At 62.3% G+C, this 18,648-nt stretch carries 17 protein-coding genes; 1 reads left to right on the forward strand and 16 read right to left on the reverse strand.

The window, feature by feature from the left end:
• Positions 1-145: 145 nt before the first annotated feature.
• The 5 genes from msrB to yrfG form a co-directional block, all read right to left on the reverse strand.
• Positions 146-643, reverse strand: a complete 498-nt coding sequence (gene msrB, locus HF027_RS05870) for a peptide-methionine (R)-S-oxide reductase MsrB (RefSeq protein ID WP_168013800.1) — start codon at positions 641-643, stop codon at positions 146-148.
• Between the two features lie 184 nt (positions 644-827).
• Positions 828-2,408 carry a phosphoenolpyruvate carboxykinase gene (locus tag HF027_RS05875; RefSeq protein ID WP_168013802.1) on the reverse strand — a complete coding sequence of 527 codons (1,581 nt, stop codon included), beginning with the start codon at positions 2,406-2,408 and terminating at the stop codon, positions 828-830.
• A gap of 240 nt (positions 2,409-2,648) precedes the next feature.
• On the reverse strand, positions 2,649-3,530 hold the full coding sequence (gene hslO / locus HF027_RS05880) for an Hsp33 family molecular chaperone HslO (RefSeq protein WP_168013804.1): 882 nt from the start codon (positions 3,528-3,530) through the stop codon (positions 2,649-2,651).
• A gap of 63 nt (positions 3,531-3,593) precedes the next feature.
• Positions 3,594-3,980: an RNA-binding S4 domain-containing protein gene (locus HF027_RS05885; RefSeq protein WP_168013806.1), complete on the reverse strand. Its 387-nt coding sequence runs from the start codon at positions 3,978-3,980 to the stop codon at positions 3,594-3,596.
• 2 nt (positions 3,981-3,982) lie between these two features.
• Positions 3,983-4,669: a GMP/IMP nucleotidase gene (yrfG, locus tag HF027_RS05890; protein ID WP_168013807.1), complete on the reverse strand. Its 687-nt coding sequence runs from the start codon at positions 4,667-4,669 to the stop codon at positions 3,983-3,985.
• A gap of 73 nt (positions 4,670-4,742) precedes the next feature.
• Here yrfG and nudE point away from each other — a divergent pair, with 73 nt between their 5' ends.
• Entirely contained in the window at positions 4,743-5,333 is a 591-nt protein-coding gene (gene nudE, locus HF027_RS05895; protein ID WP_168013808.1) for an ADP compounds hydrolase NudE, read from the forward strand.
• Positions 5,334-5,517: 184 nt separating this feature from the next.
• On the opposite strand, the gene HF027_RS05900 is transcribed toward nudE, so the two are convergent.
• The 11 genes from HF027_RS05900 to nrdR all read right to left on the reverse strand — a co-directional run bounded on the left by HF027_RS05900 (position 5,518) and on the right by nrdR (position 18,633).
• On the reverse strand, positions 5,518-6,585 hold the full coding sequence (locus HF027_RS05900) for an oxidoreductase (RefSeq protein ID WP_168013809.1): 1,068 nt from the start codon (positions 6,583-6,585) through the stop codon (positions 5,518-5,520).
• A gap of 326 nt (positions 6,586-6,911) precedes the next feature.
• Positions 6,912-8,756 carry a dihydroxy-acid dehydratase gene (gene ilvD, locus HF027_RS05905; RefSeq protein ID WP_168013810.1) on the reverse strand — a complete coding sequence of 615 codons (1,845 nt, stop codon included), beginning with the start codon at positions 8,754-8,756 and terminating at the stop codon, positions 6,912-6,914.
• Positions 8,757-9,096: 340 nt separating this feature from the next.
• Positions 9,097-11,529 carry an endopeptidase La gene (gene lon, locus HF027_RS05910; RefSeq protein WP_168013811.1) on the reverse strand — a complete coding sequence of 811 codons (2,433 nt, stop codon included), beginning with the start codon at positions 11,527-11,529 and terminating at the stop codon, positions 9,097-9,099.
• A 126-nt stretch (positions 11,530-11,655) separates the two neighbouring features.
• The gene (locus tag HF027_RS05915) at positions 11,656-12,909 is read right to left on the reverse strand and encodes a DUF945 family protein (protein ID WP_168013812.1); all 1,254 of its coding nucleotides are present in this window, start codon (positions 12,907-12,909) and stop codon (positions 11,656-11,658) included.
• A gap of 131 nt (positions 12,910-13,040) precedes the next feature.
• Positions 13,041-13,514 (reverse strand): phosphatidylglycerophosphatase A family protein, encoded by a 474-nt coding sequence (locus HF027_RS05920; protein WP_112054714.1) that lies wholly within the window; start codon positions 13,512-13,514, stop codon positions 13,041-13,043.
• Complete coding sequence (gene thiL / locus HF027_RS05925) at positions 13,511-14,437, reverse strand: thiamine-phosphate kinase (protein ID WP_245184548.1); 927 nt, start codon at positions 14,435-14,437, stop codon at positions 13,511-13,513. Before thiL ends, HF027_RS05920 begins: the two co-directional genes overlap by 4 nt.
• A gap of 67 nt (positions 14,438-14,504) precedes the next feature.
• On the reverse strand, positions 14,505-15,014 hold the full coding sequence (gene nusB, locus HF027_RS05930; protein ID WP_168013813.1) for a transcription antitermination factor NusB: 510 nt from the start codon (positions 15,012-15,014) through the stop codon (positions 14,505-14,507).
• Positions 15,011-15,493, reverse strand: a complete 483-nt coding sequence (gene ribH / locus HF027_RS05935; protein ID WP_168013814.1) for a 6,7-dimethyl-8-ribityllumazine synthase — start codon at positions 15,491-15,493, stop codon at positions 15,011-15,013. The genes nusB and ribH overlap by 4 nt, the downstream gene beginning before the upstream one ends.
• Positions 15,494-15,609: 116 nt before the next feature.
• Positions 15,610-16,818 (reverse strand): bifunctional 3,4-dihydroxy-2-butanone-4-phosphate synthase/GTP cyclohydrolase II, encoded by a 1,209-nt coding sequence (ribBA, locus tag HF027_RS05940; RefSeq protein ID WP_168013816.1) that lies wholly within the window; start codon positions 16,816-16,818, stop codon positions 15,610-15,612.
• Positions 16,819-16,990: 172 nt separating this feature from the next.
• Positions 16,991-18,124 (reverse strand): bifunctional diaminohydroxyphosphoribosylaminopyrimidine deaminase/5-amino-6-(5-phosphoribosylamino)uracil reductase RibD, encoded by a 1,134-nt coding sequence (gene ribD / locus HF027_RS05945; protein WP_168013818.1) that lies wholly within the window; start codon positions 18,122-18,124, stop codon positions 16,991-16,993.
• A gap of 29 nt (positions 18,125-18,153) precedes the next feature.
• Complete coding sequence (gene nrdR / locus HF027_RS05950) at positions 18,154-18,633, reverse strand: transcriptional regulator NrdR (protein WP_136253180.1); 480 nt, start codon at positions 18,631-18,633, stop codon at positions 18,154-18,156.
• Positions 18,634-18,648: the final 15 nt, after the last annotated feature.

Consider the following 18,648-nt stretch of genomic DNA (forward strand, 5'->3'; position numbering starts at 1 on the left):
GAATGCCGTGAGCGAGAGCCTACCCTCCTCTTCGACAACCGAGTCAAGCGCAACACGCTCGCCCGCCAGTTGGCCGGTAGATGAGTGGGAGGCACCCAAACCAAGTCGCAACCTAAATGAAGACGGCCAACGCTGCACCACCGGTTCAGGCCGCCACGAAACTCAATGCCAGCCCATTGTTACACCAGCGAAGGCCGGTGGGCTCCGGCCCATCGTCGAATACATGTCCCTGATGACCACCGCAGCGTGCACAGTGATACTCGGTGCGCGGCCAGATCGCCTTGTAATCGACCTGCGCCAGCAGGTGGCCTTCCACGTGGGTGAAGAAACTGGGCCAGCCGGTGCCGGAATCGTACTTCATGTCGCTCTTGAACAGCAGCAGATCACAGCCCGCACAGCGGAATTCCCCCGGGCGGGTTTCCTTGTCCAGCGGGCTCGAGTGAGCCGGCTCGGTGCCCGCCTCACGCAACACATGGAACTCTGCCTCGCTTAGCCGTTCGCGCCATTGCGCCTCACTGAGCTCCAGCACCTCGATCCCTGCGGCACGTTCGAGGTCGGGCTTGGGGCGAGCACTGGCAATAGCGGGGAACAGACTCGCCATGCTGCCGGCCGAGAGCAGACCGAGAAAATGTCGACGTTGCATTATTACCTCCACTGGGGCACCGCTTGATGCGTTGACGCGACTGCTCGCTTGAACGCACCACGGTGCCTGGATACGGCTGCCGGTAAAGGCGACACCCACAAAAAAGGGAAGCCCTGGCTTCCCTCATTCGACTCCGGATTGCCGCCAGGGTTCGTCCTGGCGACTCCCCTTCGACAGGTCGCACTTACGCCAAGCGCGGACCGGCCTTGACGATTGCCTCATCGACGCCGGCAAATTTCTTGAAGTTGTCGACGAACTTGGCGACCAGGTCCTGCATGTGACGATCATAGGCAGCGCGATCTTCCCAGGTTTCGCGCGGGTCAAGCAGGCGCGAGTCGACGCCCGGAACGGCCAGCGGGACCTCGAGGTTCAGGCCCTCGACGGTACGGGTCTCGATATCACGCAGCACTCCGGACTGAATGGCACTGATGATGCCCCGGGTAGTGGGGATCGCGAAGCGCGAACCGCCCTCACCATAGGCGCCACCGGTCCAGCCGGTGTTGACCAGATAGACGCGGGCGTCGTTCTCTTCGACGCGCTTGATCAGCAGGTCAGCATATTCGCGAGCCGGGCGTGGGAAGAAGGGGGCGCCGAAACAGGTCGAGAAGGTCGCTTCCAGGCCTGCCGAGGAGCCCATCTCGGTAGAGCCGACCTTGGCGGTGTAACCGGAAAGGAAATGGTAGGCCGCCGCTTCCTTGGACAGCAACGACACCGGCGGCAGCACGCCGGACATGTCGCAGGTCAGGAAGATGATGGCATTGGGCTCGCCGGCCCGGTTCTCCGGTACGCGTTTCTCGACGTGCTCGAGCGGATACGCCGCGCGGGAATTCTGGGTCAGACTCCCGTCGGTAAAGTCCGGGCTTCGACGGTCGTCGAGCACCACGTTCTCGAGCACGGCGCCAAATTGAATGGCCTTCCAGATCACCGGCTCATTTTTCTCGGAAAGATCGATGCACTTGGCGTAGCAACCGCCCTCGATATTGAACACCGTGCCCTTGCCCCAGCCATGCTCATCGTCACCGATCAGGTAGCGGGCCGGGTCGGCGGACAGGGTGGTCTTGCCGGTACCGGACAGACCGAAGAACAGCGTGGTCTCGCCATCTTCCCCGACATTGGCACTGCAGTGCATCGGCAGCACGTCATGGGCCGGCAGCAGGAAGTTCTGCACCGAGAACATGGCCTTCTTCATCTCGCCGGCATAACGCATGCCGGCGATCAGCACGCGGCGACCGGCGAAGTCGAGGATCACCGCCGCTTCGGAATTGGTGCCGTCTCGTGCCGGCTCACAGACGAAATTGGCGGCATTGAGAATGGTCCATTCATCCTTGGTGGCCGGATTGTAGGCCTCAGGACGCACGAACATGGTTCGACCGAACAGATTCTGCCAGGCCGTCTCGGTCGTCATCCTTACCGGCTGGTAATACTGCGGGTCGGCCCCTACGTGCAGCTCGGAAAAGAAGCTGTCGCATTCACCTAGATAGGTCTCGACCCGCTCCCACAGTGCCTCGAAAGCAGCCGCATCGAAGGGACGGTTGACGCTACCCCAGTCGATCTGTGAGCTGGTCGAGGGCTCATCGACAATAAAGCGATCCGCCGGTGAACGCCCCGTGCGTGCCCCGGTGTTCACCACCAGCGCACCATTGTCAGCAAGGTGGCCCTCACCACGCAGCAGGGCATGTTCGATAAGCTCTGCACTGCTCAGGTTGGTGAATGGCTGCTGACTGGCAGTCGCGTCAACGCGGGAGACGGCTTGGTTCGTGGTCATGTAGGTGTCCTGGGCCCGAAGGCACTTCTCTCTCGTTAGCCGGCGCGCAAAGACGCGCCTTCTGGATTCGCGCCGACGCCGGTGACAGGTGGGCCTGTTCTTTTAAGGCACGACGCCGGGCAGCTCGAATGGACAAGCATTATGGCAAAAAGGACCGCCCGGGAAAACGCCCCGTTTCGCCATCGTTCGTGTAGTTTTCCTACTACATAGAAGCACTTATCCGACGATGGCGTGAGTCGCTCAGTGCAACGTCGGCGAGGAGGCATCAGGCGACTCGATCAGCGCCTCGATTTCTGCCGCACCGAAATGATAGTGGGTATGACAGAAATGGCACTGGGTATCAACGGCCTGCTGTTCCTCGAGAATGCTGCGAAGCTCCTCCTCGCCCAGATTATGCAGTGCCCGGGCGATACGCTCCCGCGAACAGCTGCAGGCGAAATACAAGGGCTTGGGATCAAAAACCCGGACGGTTTCCTCATGATAGAGGCGGTGCAGCAACTCATGCTGCTCGAGACCCACAAGCTCTTCATCCTTCAAGGTGCTGGCCAGATACACGGCACGCTCCCAGGCATCCTGATCCTGGTTCTGGCTCTCACCGGGAAGACGCTGCAGCAGGAGACCACCGGCTCGGCGCTGTTCAGCATCCGCCGATAGCCAGAGTCTGGTGGGTAACTGTTCGGAGCGCGTGAAGTAATCTTCCAAACATCCAGCCAGGCTCTCTTCGCTGAGCTCGACGATGCCCTGGTAGCGATTGCCCTCACGCGGATCAAGGCTGATCACGATACGGCCATCGCCCAGCAGCTCGCGAAAACCGGCACCTTCAGCAGGCAACGACTGCTCTTCGTCGAGCCGCGCAATGCCACGCAGCTCGCCACCGGGATTGGATTCGGCCATCAGCAGGCCCAAAGGCCCATCGCCACGCACCTCAAGGCTCAGGGTACCGTCGAGCTTGACGGTTTCGGTAAGCAGCGCAGCAGCACTGAGCAGCTCACCCAAAAGCTTGGCCACCGGTGCCGGGTAGGTCTGGGTATCGAGTACCGCCGCGTAGGCAGCATCAAGGGTCATCAGCTCGCCGCGGACGTTGGTATCGTCGAGCAGGAAGCGTTGAATCTGGTCGGTCATATGAAGAATTCCGGTAACATCGAGTCTGGGAGGAGCGCGACCCACGACGGTCTTGGACGACGCCTAGTCGCCTGAGTCGCGCATGAAACGCTTGATCTCACGCCGGTCGCGTCGATCGGGCCGCTTGTAGGGATGCTGCATCGCCTGGTTGGCCAGCCGGCGCTGCTCGGTCTCCTTGGCACGGCGTGCAGCACTCTCTTCGGTCTCACGGTAAAGGGTGCGCGCTTCGGGGGCGCCCCGACGCTGCCCTGAAAGCTCCAGCACCTCAACCTCATAGGTATCGAAGCCCTGAGGCACACGGATCAGGGCGCCGACCTCCACGGTCTTGCTGGTCTTGGCGTGACCACCGTTATAGTGCACCTTGCCGCCTTCGATCGCTTTCTTGGCGAGTTGCCGCGTCTTGAAGAAGCGCGCCGCCCATAGCCACTTGTCGAGTCGTACCTCGGACATGCTCAGTCCTCCGCTTGGTGATGACTGATGACTGGCCGCTCACTTGGCAGGATGCTTGAGAAACGATCGAGGGCGATGAACTCCTCGAGGTCCCGTTCCGGTCGACGGCTGTCGGGCTGCTTGATGCCAAGCAGGTGGCGGATGCCAAACTCACGGGCGCTCTCGAGCACCGCCGGATTATCGTCGATGAAAAGCGTACGGGATGGATCGAAGGGCTCGATTTCCTGCAGGGCGAACCAGAATTCCTGCGCCTCCTTGGCCACGCCAACATCTGCCGATGACACGATCGCATCGAGGAAGTCCTCGAGTCCGGTCAGCGGCAACTTGATCGCCAGACTTTCACGGTCGGCATTGGTGGCGAGCACCACCCGCGGATGGGCTTGCTTGAGCCAGGTCAGGAAATCCAGAGCATCGCTACGCAGGCCGATCAGATGCTGCACTTCACGCTTCAGCGCGGCGATATCAACGCCCAGCTCGCGACTCCAGTAGGCCAGGCTATACCAGTTGAGGGTGCCCTGCTCCGAGATGATGCGCGAGCGGAGAGGCTCCTGACTGGCATCATCCAGACGATGCAGCTCGACATAGCGCCTAGGCAGATGTTCCAGCCAGAAGTGGCTGTCGAAATGCAGATCCAGCAGGGTACCGTCCATGTCCAGCAACACGGTATCAATGGCTCGCCAATCGATCATCGGCCAAGGGCTCCGCAGCAATGAATAGAGTGATATTGTACCCCTTCATGCCACCGCTGCCCACGGAGCCCCCATGCCACAAGCCACCGATTGGCCGCAAAAACCTCGCACCCTAGCCCGCCGCGAAGTCACCAGAAGCCGATTGTTCGCCATTGAAGAAATGCAACTGCGGTTCAGCAATGGGGCCGAGCGTACCTTCGAGCGTCTGATGCCAAGCGGCAATGGCACTGGCGCGGTGATGATGGTGGCGATGCCGGACCCGGAGCATGTGCTGCTGATTCGCGAGTACGCCGCTGGCTTTGACGACTACGTACTGACACTGCCCAAGGGCGTTGTCGACCCCGGCGAAGACATCGTCAGTGCGGCCAACCGTGAACTGATGGAAGAATGCGGCTTCGGCGCTCACCGCATTGAACCACTGGTGGAACTGTCGCTTGCTCCCAACTACATGCATCACCGCATGCAGGTCATGCTGGCAAGCGATCTTTACCCCCACCGGCTGGAAGGCGACGAGCCGGAGCCGTTGATCGTCGAGACCCACGCCATCGACTCACTGCCTGCCCTTCTCGCCCGGGAAGATTTCCACGAGGCTCGCGCCATCGCCGCACTCTATATCGCAAGAGATCGACTGCGCGAAGCCAACCCACCGACGAGTCTTTGGTAGCCAAACTCAGGCCCCCAAAACTGACGGGGGCTCTGGGGCGGCAAGGCTTTGTCCGAAAAGTCGACGAGCGAAGGATAGACAAGGCAAAAATCAGCGAAAAAACGGAGTTTACAAATAGTAAATGAGTATTTTGGACTGATTTTTAACGCCGTATAGCCGAGCGCAGACACTTTTCAGGCATAGCCTAGCGCTTTCGCATGCCCTGCCCCTCACTCAACTTCACCCAGCGCTGCTGTCGATAGCTGTCCAGACCCGCTTCCAGCAGCGTCATGACCTTGAGCGCCGAGCCGGCCTCGACCGGGTTCTCCGCTTGGCCGGCCATCGCATCCGCGATGCCCTGATAGTAGGCGAGATAATCGCCTGGCAGCGTCGGATGCTCACGAGCCACGAGCGACTGGGCGTTTTCATCCCAGGTACGCAGGGTGCCATGGTCCGTATCGACGCCCCACTCAGGCCCCGGTGTCTCGCCGGCCTTGAGCCGATCCTCCTGGGGGTCGAGGCCATACTTCACGTAGCTGCCCTGTGTGCCATGGGCGGCAAATCGCGGTGTCGGCTCGGCGATCAGTGCACTCGCCTTGAGCGTCACACGCCGCTCTTCATAGTCGAGCAGCGCCACGAAGTCGTCATCGGTCTTGGCGCCATCACGGCTGACGGCCAGGTCGAGGAGTATCCCCCGCGGCATGCCGAACAGTTCCAGCGCCTGGTCAAGCAGGTGCGGCCCCAGGTCGTACCAGATACCGCCACCGGGCTGCGCCTGCTCACGCCAACGGTCCTGCACGTCAGGGCGAAAGCGATCGAAGCGCGACTCAAGCGAGGTCAGCCGCCCCAGTTCACCGGAGGCCAGCAACGCCTTGAGGGTCAGGTAATCACTGTCCCAGCGGCGATTATGAAAGACCGAGAGCAGCCGGTCAGCTTCTTCGGCCAGCCCACGCAGTGTCTTCGCCTCCGAGACCGTCACGGTGAAGGGCTTGTCGACGACCACATGCTTGCCAGCGGCGAGTGCTGCCTTGGCTAGCGGGAAATGGGTCTGATTGGGGGTGGGAATCACCACCAGATCGATATCGCTGCGCGCAAACAACGCCTGGGGTTTGGCCTCTACCGCCACCTCGGGGAGGCTGGCGTGCACCTTGTCGGCGTCGCTCGAGGAGATCGCCACCAACTCAAGATTGGGTGTGGCCTGAATTAACGGCACGTGAAAGGTCTGGCTGGCGAAGCCGAAGCCCACCACGCCGACCGCAAACTTCTGCTTCATCTAAGATCCTTTAAACATATCGAAGAGATGGCCATCACAGGCGTGGAACTCGACACTATCGTGCTGCCACGCCCTTGCTCTGTAATAAACGTTCGGAAAACGTCGCATCGACTTTGGTTGGATTAACCATACGCAAGAATGGCCGTCCTTTTCCAGCGTCGTGGCCATTCAACATCAGAGAGATGGGATTGATGTGACACAGGCGAGCCATGGAGCTCGCCACTTGGGCGGCAACTCATCGCTAAGCCGAGTCTCATAAAGGCCCGCGCCCTGGATACGAGCCTTGGACGCGGGACTTGTCATTGGCGGCTCAGCCAGGACGGCGCTCAGTCGAGCTTATCGAGATCGCGTACCGCACCCTTGTCGGCAGAGGTCGCCAACAGCGCATAGGCCTTGAGGGCCGCCGACACCTTGCGGGTCCGCTCGATGGTAGGCTTCCAGGCCTTTTTGCCCCGCGCTTCCATGGCTTCGCGACGTGCCGTCAGGGTGGCATCATCGAGCAGCACGTCGATGCGGCGATGGGGAATATCGATGCGGATAGGATCGCCCTGCTCGACCAGCCCGATGGCACCACCGGCCGCCGCCTCCGGCGAGACATGGCCGATGGAAAGCCCCGAGGTGCCGCCCGAAAAGCGCCCGTCGGTCAACAGTGCACAGGCCTTGCCGAGCCCCTTGGACTTCAGATAGCTGGTCGGATAGAGCATCTCCTGCATGCCCGGGCCGCCTTTAGGGCCTTCGTAACGAATCACCACCACATCGCCCTCGCTGACCTTGTCGGCGAGGATGTGCTCGACCGCCTGGTCCTGGGACTCCACCACATGAGCACGGCCCTCGAAGACCAGGATGGAATCATCGACGCCGGCGGTCTTCACCACGCAGCCATCGACGGCGATATTGCCCTTGAGCACGGCAAGCCCGCCCTGGGTCGAGAAGGCATGGGCGAGATCGCGGATACAGCCGGTGGCACGATCACCATCCAGGCTCGGCCAACGCGCGCTCTGGGAAAATGCGGTCTGGGTGGGAATGCCGCCGGGGCCGGCGCGGAAGAACTCCACCACCTCGGGGCTTGGCGAGCGCATGATGTCCCACTCATCCAGCGCCTCGGCCAGGCTGTCGCCATAGACGGTCGGCACCCGGGTATCCAGCACCCCGGCCCGGTCGAGCTCGCCGAGAATCGCCATGATGCCGCCTGCCCGATGCACGTCCTCGATGTGGTACTTCTGGGTGTTGGGGGCCACCTTGCACAGCTGCGGGACTTCAAGGGACAGCCGGTCGATATCGGCCATGGTGAAGTCGACCTCGGCCTCCTGCGCCGCCGCCAGCAGATGCAGGATGGTGTTGGTGGAGCCGCCCATGGCGATATCCAGGGTCATGGCGTTCTTGAAGGCCGCCTTGTTGCCGATGGCGCGGGGCAACAGGTGCGCCTCATCGCCCTCGTAATAGCGCTTGGCCAGCTCGACGATGCGGTGACCGGCGGTCTCGAACAGGCGACGACGATCGGCGTGGGTGGCCAGCACCGTGCCGTTGCCGGGTAGCGCCAGGCCCAGGGCCTCGGTCAGGCAGTTCATCGAGTTGGCGGTGAACATGCCCGAGCAGCTGCCGCAGGTTGGGCAGGCGCTGCGCTCGACTTCGCTCAGCGTCTCGTCGTCGACGCTGTCATCGGCGGCCATCACCATGGCATCGACCAGGTCGAGGCCATGATCCAGCAGTTTGGTCTTGCCAGCCTCCATGGGCCCGCCGGAGACGAAGATCACCGGCACGTTGAGGCGCATGGCGGCCATCAACATGCCCGGGGTGATCTTGTCGCAGTTGGAGATGCACACCAGGGCATCGGCGCAGTGGGCGTTGACCATGTACTCGACGCTGTCGGCGATGATGTCGCGGCTGGGCAGCGAATAAAGCATGCCGTCATGGCCCATGGCGATGCCGTCGTCCACGGCGATGGTGTTGAATTCCTTGGCCACGCCTCCGGCCTTCTCGATCTCGCGGGCCACCAGCTGGCCCATGTCCTTGAGATGCACATGGCCCGGCACGAACTGGGTGAAGGAGTTGGCGACGGCGATGATCGGCTTGTGGAAGTCGTCATCCTTCATGCCTGTGGCACGCCACAGGGCCCGGGCGCCGGCCATATTACGACCAGCGGTAGTAGTGCGAGAGCGATATTCGGGCATGCGATCCTCGTGTCTTCATGCGCGTCTCGTGTTCAGAGACATTCGTATTATCTTGCCGCCATAATCGCTGCCGGGCGCCCGGAGTCCAGCAAGCCGCAGATTCTTACACGCCCCCGCCCGCCAGGGAAGTGCGCTTGCCGGGTTGCACTGTCTGGCGCATCTGACAAGCCTATGGCGTCACCAGTCGCCCCTCCACAAGCGGCAGGCGTCATTGAGCCAGGGCCTCGACATCTTCTGGATCATGGCTGACAACAGCACCGTCCTTTCATGAAAAGGGCCCCTTATGGGGCCCTGCTGCGCAACATTATTAAGCGCGATTGGCGACGGCTTGCTAAAAGGCCTAGAAGACCCGTTTGGCGATATCGCTGTAATGCTTGGCAAAGTGGACCGTCATGCCCTTGCGCAAGTAGTCCGGTAGCTCATCGTAATCGCGGCGATTGGCCTCGGGCAGGATGACCTCGAAGATATCACTGCGCCGGGCAGCGATGATCTTTTCGCGGATACCGCCTACCGGCAACACCTGGCCGGTCAGGGTCAGCTCCCCGGTCATGGCAAGTGAGCGGTCGATGGACTGATGGCGCGCCAGCGACAGCAGCGCCGTGGTCATGGTGACCCCCGCCGATGGACCATCCTTGGGCGTCGAGCCTTCGGGCACGTGCAGGTGGATGAAGGCATCGTTGAAGAAATCTGCATCGGCGCCGAACTCACCCAGGTGGCCCTGCACATAGCTGTAGGCAATATTGGCCGATTCCTTCATGACATCGCCAAGCTGGCCGGTCAGTTTGAAACCGCGATCCAGGGCGTGCACCTTGCCGGCCTCAACCGGCAGGGTCGCGCCGCCCATCGAGGTCCAGGCAAGCCCGGTGACCACACCTTCGCCCTTGAGTACCTCTTCCTTGCGGAACGGCGGCGCGCCGAGGAATGACTCGAGGTTGTTGACCGAGATCTTGACCGTTTTCTGATCGTGCTCGAGCAGCTTGACCGCCGCCTTGCGCACGATGCGGTGCAGCTGCTTCTCGAGTTGGCGCACGCCAGCCTCGCGGGCATAGCCCTCGATCACCTGGCGAAGCGCCGCATCGGTCAGGTTGATGCGCTTCTTGGGAATCCTGTCGCGCTTGAGCAGCTTCGGCCACAGGTGATGCTTGGCGATCGCCACCTTCTCCTCGGCGATATAGCCAGACAGACGGATCTGTTCCATGCGGTCAAGCAGCGCGCCGGGGATCGAGTCGAGGGTGTTGGCGGTGCACACAAAGAGCACCTTCGACAGGTCCAGCCTCACATCGAGATAGTGATCGAGGAAGTCGACGTTCTGCTCGGGGTCGAGCACCTCGAGCAGCGCCGAGGCCGGGTCACCCTGGAAGGACTGACCCATCTTGTCGATCTCGTCGAGCATGATCACCGGGTTCTCGACTTCCACTTCCTTGATGGCCTGGACGAGCTTGCCGGGCATGGCGCCGACATAAGTGCGCCGGTGGCCCTTGATCTCGGCCTCATCGCGCATGCCACCCACCGAGAAACGGTAGAACTTGCGACCCAGGGCCTCGGCGATCGAGCGCCCTACCGAGGTCTTGCCAACCCCCGGCGGGCCGACAAGCATCAGGATCGAGCCCCCCACGTCACCCTTGAAGGTGCCTTCGGCGAGGAATTCGACGATGCGTTCCTTGACGTCGGAAAGGCCGTCATGATCGCGGTCCAGCACGGTGCGGGCATGCTTGAGATCGAGCTGATCATCACTGGTTACGCCCCAGGGCAGCGAGGTCAGCCAGTCGAGGTAGTTACGGGTGGTGCCATACTCCGGCGAGCCGGTCTCGAGCACCGAGAGCTTTTCGAGCTCGTCATTGATACGACTCATCACCCGCTCAGGCACCGTGAGATTCTCCAGCCGGCCCCGGAAGGTGTCGACGTCGTTGTCACGGTCGTCCTTGGAAATACCCAATTCGCGCTGAATGACCTTCAGCTGCTCGCGCAGGAAGAACTCGCGCTGGCGATCCTGCATCTGGGCATTGACCTGATCGCTGATCTCGCTTTGCAGCTGAGCGACCTCGATCTCCTTGCGAAGCAGCGGCAACACCTTCTGCATGCGCTCCATCACCGGCCAGGTCTCGAGAATGGCCTGCAACTCGGAGCCCTTGGCAGAGGTCATGGCGGCGGCAAAATCGGTCAGCGGCCCCGGCTCATGGGGGCTGAAGCGATTGAGGTAATGTTTGAGTTCCTCGCCGTAGAGCGGATTGATCGGCAGCAGTTCCTTGATGCCGTTGATCATCGCCATTGCGTAGGCGCGGGTCTCGTCCTCTTCGGCGTCGACCGGCTCCTTGGGGTAACTGACTTCGACCAGGTAAGGCGGCTTTTTCGACAACCAGCGCTGGATGCGAAAGCGCCTTACGCCCTGGGCAATGAACTGAATCTGGTCATCCTCACCCTGCACCTTGTGCATGCGCACAGCGGTGCCGGTGACCGGAAAATGGCCATGATCCAGCTCATCGATGTCGGTGTCACCGACATAGGCCAGACCCACAGTATGGTGAGTGGTGTTGCCGACCCGCTTGATGGTCTCTTCCCAGCGCGGGCGATGGATCACCAGCGGCTGCACCTGCGCCGGAAAGAAGGGACGGTTATGGATCGGCAATAGGTAGATACGCTCGGGGAGATAGTCCCGGGTCGGCACTACTGCACCGCTTTCGATATGCGTGTTTTCGTCCGGCGCTTCCTCGCTGGAAGCCCGGCCATCGCGCTCATAAAAGACTTGCTGCAGATCGTCGTCGTGCTCGCTCATGATCCATCCTGTGGTCCAGTTGGTCGTTTGACCCATGGCCAAGGGATGCGGGCGGCGAGCGCCAACTTCAAGTCATGCCCTGTGTCGCGGGCAAGCTGGGCCCAGCCAGCACTGGGCCCGATCATCTCAGAACAGGGGCGGCAGGGGGCGACCGTTGATGCTTGGCTGTCCGCTTTCGATAAGGATATCCAGGCGCTCGGTGGTCCTGGGCAGGCCCAACTGCATCAGCGCCATTGGCGGCACACCCTGCCATTCGAACTGACCATTGAATCGCCGTACCCAGCGCAGTTGCTGCTTGCGCTGATCGAGATGCTCAAGCGAAAGACGCTCAGCATCCTCGCCATCGAAGGTCAATTCACCGCTCAGGCGCGTATCCACATTCAGCATATCGCTCTGAACAGTGAGGTGCTTGAGCGTCAATTGGGGTGAATCATCAAGCAACGCCAGCAGGTGCGGCTCAAGTCGCTCGATCAATGCCTCAAGCTCGGCCTCGTCGAGCGCACCGACCGGTTTGCCCGCTTCAGTCTCAGCATCGATGGCGGTCTCGAGCGCACGCACGGCGTCGGCATTGACACGCGATAGCGAGAAGGCGAGTTCACCCGAAAGAAGGGGTTCATCGTCGACGCGCGCTTCGCCGAGCTTGAGGGTGCCGCCAAGCTGCAATTCCTCGGCACCGAGACTCAGCTCGCCCTGATAACTCAGCGCGTCGAGCGCTACGGAGGGCTTGTTATCGCGATCAAGCTTCAGGCTCTCCAGTGCAAAACTCGCCTGCTGCTCCCGCTCCGCAACTTCGTCATCCTGACGATAGTGCGAGGACAGGGTCAGGCGCCCCACTTCGATACTCTCCTGATGCTTCCGAATATTAAAGGGCGCGATCTCGCCCGACAGGCGCACGTCACCCGGCTTTCCTTCAAGCGTCAGGAAGCCGCCGTTCATCGCTAAATTAGCGCCATCGACCTGGCTCTCGAAGGTGGCAAGATCAAGCCGCCCGGTAAATTCACCGCTCAGGGTCTCGAGTTCAGCATGCCAGCGCGGCGGTGCCGCCTCGAGCTTGTCGGCGAACAGTGCCTGGTCATCAGGCCCCAAGGCCATTTCCAGTTCACCCGACAGACGCGTGTTCGTAACACCGTGTCGAGCGCTGTAGGGCAGGTGCAAACGCCAGCCTTCATCGGGCCTGGGCGTGACAACAATCTCGCCACGCGAGGTAAACCAGCCCTGCTCGGTCTTCTGACGCTCGATCGTGACACCATCGCTCTCGCTCAGCGACTCGAGGCTGCGCGAGAGCTCGTCATCGAACCGCTCACTCGAGTAGGCCTGAGCGGCAAGATAGCCGCCCCCGAGCACGACGACCGCGGTTACGGCCATGAATCCCTTGCGCATCGTGTTCCCTCACTGGCAATGATCATCGCTTGGCGATGGTGAATGAATGTGTCCGCATCCGAGACATGCTGACGACCTGTCGAGACCCCGCAGTGGCGTGGCGGCAGAAAGTCGTGGCGTAGCGGCGTGGCTCAGTGCAGCCACAGCCAGAGGTGAATCGTGCTCCAGGCATAGATACCCGCCAGCACGTCATCGATCATGATGCCGAAGCCGCCGGCTACGCGCCGGTCAGCCCAACGGATCGGCCAGGGCTTGTAGATGTCGAAGACACGGAAGATGGCAAAGCCCCAGAGCGCCGCCTCCCACGAAAACGGCACCGCCGCCATGGTGATCCAGTAGCCGACAAATTCGTCCCAGACGATCCCCGAATGGTCGTGAACGCCTAGATCACGGGAGGTGCGATCACACAGCCAAATTCCCAGGAAGTAGGCCACCACCACCACCCCGAGGTACCAGGATAGTGGCAAGTCGGTCATCAGCCAGTAGAAGGGTATGGCGGCCAGGGTGCCGAAGGTTCCTGGAGCAAAGGGAACCACACCGCTGCCCAGGCCAAAGGCCAGAAAGTGGCTGGGGCGTCGCCAAACGCTGCCCGGTGCACGATTCATGACGTGACTCCTGAAAAGTGTTGCCAGCCGCCAGGGCCGGTCGCTTCCACACCGTGAATGCCAGGCGCGGCAGTGAAGCGTCCGATAACCGTCAGTGGCACGCCGAGAGCATCCAGCGCCTGGCGGGCCGACTCAAGGGCTGCAGGTGGCAGGCCGATCAGCAGCTCGTAGTCATCGCCGCCGCTGAGTGCCGCCCGTTGTGCGCCCTCCCCCAATCGCTCGACTAGCCCCTTGGCAAGCGGGAGTGCCTCGATATCGAGGTCGGCGCCAAGCCCTGATGCATCGCAAAGATGCTGAAGATCGGCGAGCAGACCGTCTGACACATCGATCGCGGCACTGGCAAGCCCGCGTAGCGCCTGCCCGGCGTCGAGGCGCGGTTCAGGCAGAAGATAGGCGGCAAGCAACGGGTCGTCTAGCGAGCGCTCACCCGCCTGCCAGGCGGCGAGACCGCCGGCGCCGCCACCTAAGGTACCGGTAACGGCCAGCAGATCTCCCTCCCGGGCACCATGACGGGTCAGCGCTTCGCCGGGAGGCACCTCACCGTGCACGGTGACGCTCACCGACAGTGCGCCGCGCGTCACATCGCCACCCACCAGATCGGTGCCGGTGCGGGCACAAAGCTCATCGAAGCCTTGGGCGAAGGGTGCCAGCCAGGCATCGTCGGCGTGATCGAGGGTAAGCGCCATCAGACACCAGCGAGGCTTGGCGCCCATCGCTGCCAGATCGCTCAGGCTGACCGCCAGCGCCCGGTGGCCAATCGCCGAGGCAGGGGCCTCGCCAGGAAAGTGAACCTCGGCCACCGAGGTATCGACACTGACCGCCAGCTGCTGGCCCGGCGTGGGCGCAAGCAGGGTGCAGTCATCGCCGACGCCCAGCACCACGCCAGCGCTGCGTGCTGGACGCGTGAAGTGGCGAGCGATCATATCGAACTCGCTCGGCGAAGCACCCGAATCGGGGGATGGCGTCGGCGTCTGCATCACGGATGACATGTCAGCGGCGGGCGCTGACCTCAGAATAGCGCAGGCGCGCCGCGAGCTTGTCGAGTAGACCGTTGATGTACTTGTGGCCGTCGGTGGCACCAAACGACTTGGCAAGCTCCACGCCTTCGTTGATCACCGCCCGATAGGGGACCTCGAGACGGCGAGACAGCTCGTAAGTGCCCAGGCGAAGAATCGCCAGTTCAACACCGTCGAGGTCATCGAGTTGACGATCCAGCAGCGGCACGATCGACGCATCCAGTTCGGTCTGGAAGCGCACCACGTTGTGCACCAGCTCATGGAAGAGCGCCAGATCGGCGATCTCCATGACCTTGTGCCAGTTCTCGTGATCCTCGAGATCTTCATCGGCCGTCTGGCCTCGGAACTCGGCCTCGATGGTACTCACCGGTTTGCCGGTCATCTGCCACGTATAGATGGCCTGCACCGCCAGTTCGCGGGCAGCATGGCGGGCAAGCTGGCTCTTCGAAGGCGAGCGGCGCTCGTTATCCGAGGAACGGCTCATTCCTCACCTCCGAAATGCTTGAGCAACGAGACCATTTCCATGGCAGCCATGGCCGCCTCCGAGCCCTTGTTACCGGCCTTGGTGCCGGCGCGCTCGATGGCCTGCTCGATCGAATTGACGGTCAGCACGCCATTGGCGACCGGGGTATCGAACTCAAGCTGCAGGTTACTTAGCGCGCTGTTGCAGCTGCCGGCGACATGCTCGAAATGCGGAGTACCGCCGCGAATGACCGCGCCGAGGGCGATGACCGCATCCGGGCTTGCGACCTGGAGGGCACGCTTGACCGCCAGCGGCAGCTCCCAGGCACCCGGCACATGGACAATGTCGATGTGTTCGGAGTCCACGCCATGGCGAACCAGGCTGTCCACGGCACCTTCGACCAGGCTATCGACCACATGGTGGTTGAAGCGGCCGACCACGATTACATAGCGGCCATCAACGTCGGTGAAGTTACCTTCGACTTGGGAGATCGGTTGCATGCTTGTCATCCTGCTTGAATCTTTACGGCGCCCCGTGGGGCGCTTCTCGGGTGTTGCGTTCAGCGCCGTGGCATGGCGCTCGCTGAGCGATGCCACGGGCAGTACGGTATCAGGGCTCAGGGGCTCAGTCGCTCGACCACTTCCAGGTCGAAACCAGAGAGCGCCGAAAACTTCCAGGGCGAGCTCAGAAGACGCATCTTGCCGACACCCAGGTGCCTGAGGATCTGCGAACCGGTGCCGATGGTCAGGTAATTGCCGGCACCATCGGAGTCACTTGAGCGCGGTGCACGCTTGCGCTCGAGCAGGACATCAAGCTGATCTTTCAGGTCAGTGCTCTGGCGGGCGTCATCGAGCAGCACGAAGACGCCACTATCGGCTTGGGCGATCTCGGCAAGTGCCTGGTGAGCGGTCCAGCTCTGGTGGCCGGGGCGGGTCAAGGTCAAGATATCGCGCAGCGTGTCGGCCAGATGGACACGCACCGTGGTCAGCTCTTCGGGACGGGGCGTTCCCTTGACCAACGCCATATGATGGGCGCCCTGAATGCTGTCGCGGAAGACATGCAGGGTCAGCTCACCATGATCCGTTTCCACGGGCGTCGCTTCCAGATGATCCACGGTCTGCTCGGTATGGATGCGGTAGTGGATCAGATCCGCAATGGTGCCCATCTTCAGATCATGTTCGGCGGCGAAACGTTCGAGCTCCGGGCGACGCGCCATGCTGCCATCATCGTTCATCACTTCACATATCACACCGCTGGGGTCGAGCCCGGCGATCGACGCCAGATCGCATGCTGCCTCGGTGTGGCCCGCGCGACGCAATACGCCGCCCGGTTCTGCCATCAGCGGGAAGATATGACCCGGCTGTACGATATCGGCAGCCTTGGCATCGCGCGCCGAGGCAGCGCGTACGGTACGCGCCCGATCAGCCGCGGAGATGCCGGTCGAGACCCCCTCGGCGGCTTCGATGGAGAGGGTGAACTTGGTGCCAAAGCCCGAACCATTGTCGTGCACCATCAGCGGCAGCTTGAGACGCTCGCAGCGCTCGCGGGTCATCGGCAGGCAAATCAGGCCACGGGCATGTCGCGCCATGAAGTTGATATGCGCGGCCTCGACCTTTTCGGCGGCCATGATGACATCGCCTTCGTTCTCGCGATCCTCATCGTCCATGAGGATCACCATCTTGCCCTGACGGATGTCCTCGATCAGGTCCTCGATACGCGCCAGATCGCCGGCAGCTGGGGCTGTCTCGGCTTGATCATGCGAGCTCTGATCGTTCGCGGTCTGGGGAGCCGCGTCCTGAGAAGACAGGTCCTTGGAAAGCGCCATGAGGTCTCCGAATTACTGTGCGTACTGGCGTCAACGGGAGGCGCCGACTAGCGGGGCGCCATTGAAAAGCTGCCGCCTGAGGGCTGCCGATAAATGGTGCCAGAATAAGATCGGCGCTCAGGGTACCTTGGCAAGCCGTGCGGCGCCAGCATTGGGCCGCCGCAAGCCGACCTCAGGACGACTGACGCAATGGACGGGCAATGATTCGCCAGTCCCGCCCAACGGCACGCATGTCGAGTATCTCCAGCGGCCGCTGTTGCGCCATGCGCTCGAGCCCGGGCAAGGCGAATAGCGGACGCGCCTCGCCACCGAGCAGGGTCGGCGCCACGAACAGCTGCATCTCGTCGACAAGCTCGGCATCCAGCATGCCCCCGGCAAGGGTCGCGCCGGTTTCGAGCAACACTTCGTTGGCCTGTTCCTCGCGGGCCAGATGGTCGAGCAACGCGGCCAGATCGACGCGCCCCTGGTCGGTCGATGGCAAATGCAGCACCTCGGCACCTGCCGCCTCGAGGCGCGCCCGACGTTCGTCGTCTCGACTGCATGTCGCCACCAGGGTGCGTCCAGGCTCACTCAGACAGGCCGCCGCCAGAGGAAGGCGTAACTGGGAATCGACGATCACCCGCAGCGGCTGGCGGCGAGCGATCGCCTCACCGTCCTCCAGGTCGAGTTGAGAGGCCCGCACCGTGAGCCGAGAGTTGTCGAAGATGATCGAATCGACACCGCTGATCACGGCACTGGAACGGGCACGCAAGCGCTGCACCTCGGTACGCGCGCGAGGTCCCGTGATCCATTGGGATTCGCCGGATTGCATTGCTGTTCGCCCATCAAGGCTCATCGCCATCTTCATGCGCACGAACGGTCGCCCCCGTGTCATGCGCGAGAGAAAGCCCGGATTCAATGCCCTCGCCTCTTCCTCGAGCAGCCCGCACTCTACCTCGATGCCGGCCTCGCGCAGCATGGCAAAGCCCTGCCCGGCAACCGCTTCATGAGGGTCCTGCATCGCGGCCACGACCTTTTTCACCCCGGCCTTGATCAAGGCCTCGGCGCAGGGGCCCGTACGGCCATGATGCGCGCAGGGCTCGAGGGTCACATAGGCAGTGGCACCGTGAGCGGCATCGCCGGCATCAGACAACGCATGAATCTCGGCATGGGGCTCACCGGCGCGAGCATGATAGCCCTCACCGACAATACATCGACGCCTGACCAGCACACAGCCGACCCGCGGGTTCGGGTCGGTGGTGTAAAGACCGCGGCGTGCCAGCGTCAGGGCACGGGCCATAAAGGCTTCAGGCGTCGAGGTAGGCATGAGTATCCTGTATCGGGGAAGTGTCCGGGTCAGTGATCGTCCTGAGGGGGGAAGCTCGGCTCCTGGGCCAGGCGATCGATTTCGGCACGAAACTCGTCGATATCCTGGAAACGGCGATAGACCGATGCAAAGCGGATATAGGCAATCTGATCGAGGCGCTTCAAGGCATCCATTACCTCCTGGCCGACCTCGATGGCCTCAATTTCGCGCTCGCCTCGGGCACGCAGCCGCTGGCGGATACGCTCGACGGCGGCCTCGATCGACTCGATGCTGACCGGGCGCTTTTCCAGCGCTCTGAGCATGCCGGCGCGCAGCTTGGCTTCATCGAACGTCTCCCGCGAACCGTCGGCCTTGACGACGCGCGGCATGACAAGCTCGGCCGTCTCGTAGGTCGTGAAGCGCTCACCGCAGGCCGCACATTGACGTCGGCGACGCACCTGATCGCCCTCGACGACCAACCGCGAATCGGTGACCTTGGTGTCATGGGTACCGCAGAAAGGACAATGCATCGGCTGGGTTCCGGC

This window comes from Halomonas salinarum, from assembly GCF_012062845.1.
Classification (GTDB): domain Bacteria; phylum Pseudomonadota; class Gammaproteobacteria; order Pseudomonadales; family Halomonadaceae; genus Onishia; species Onishia salinarum.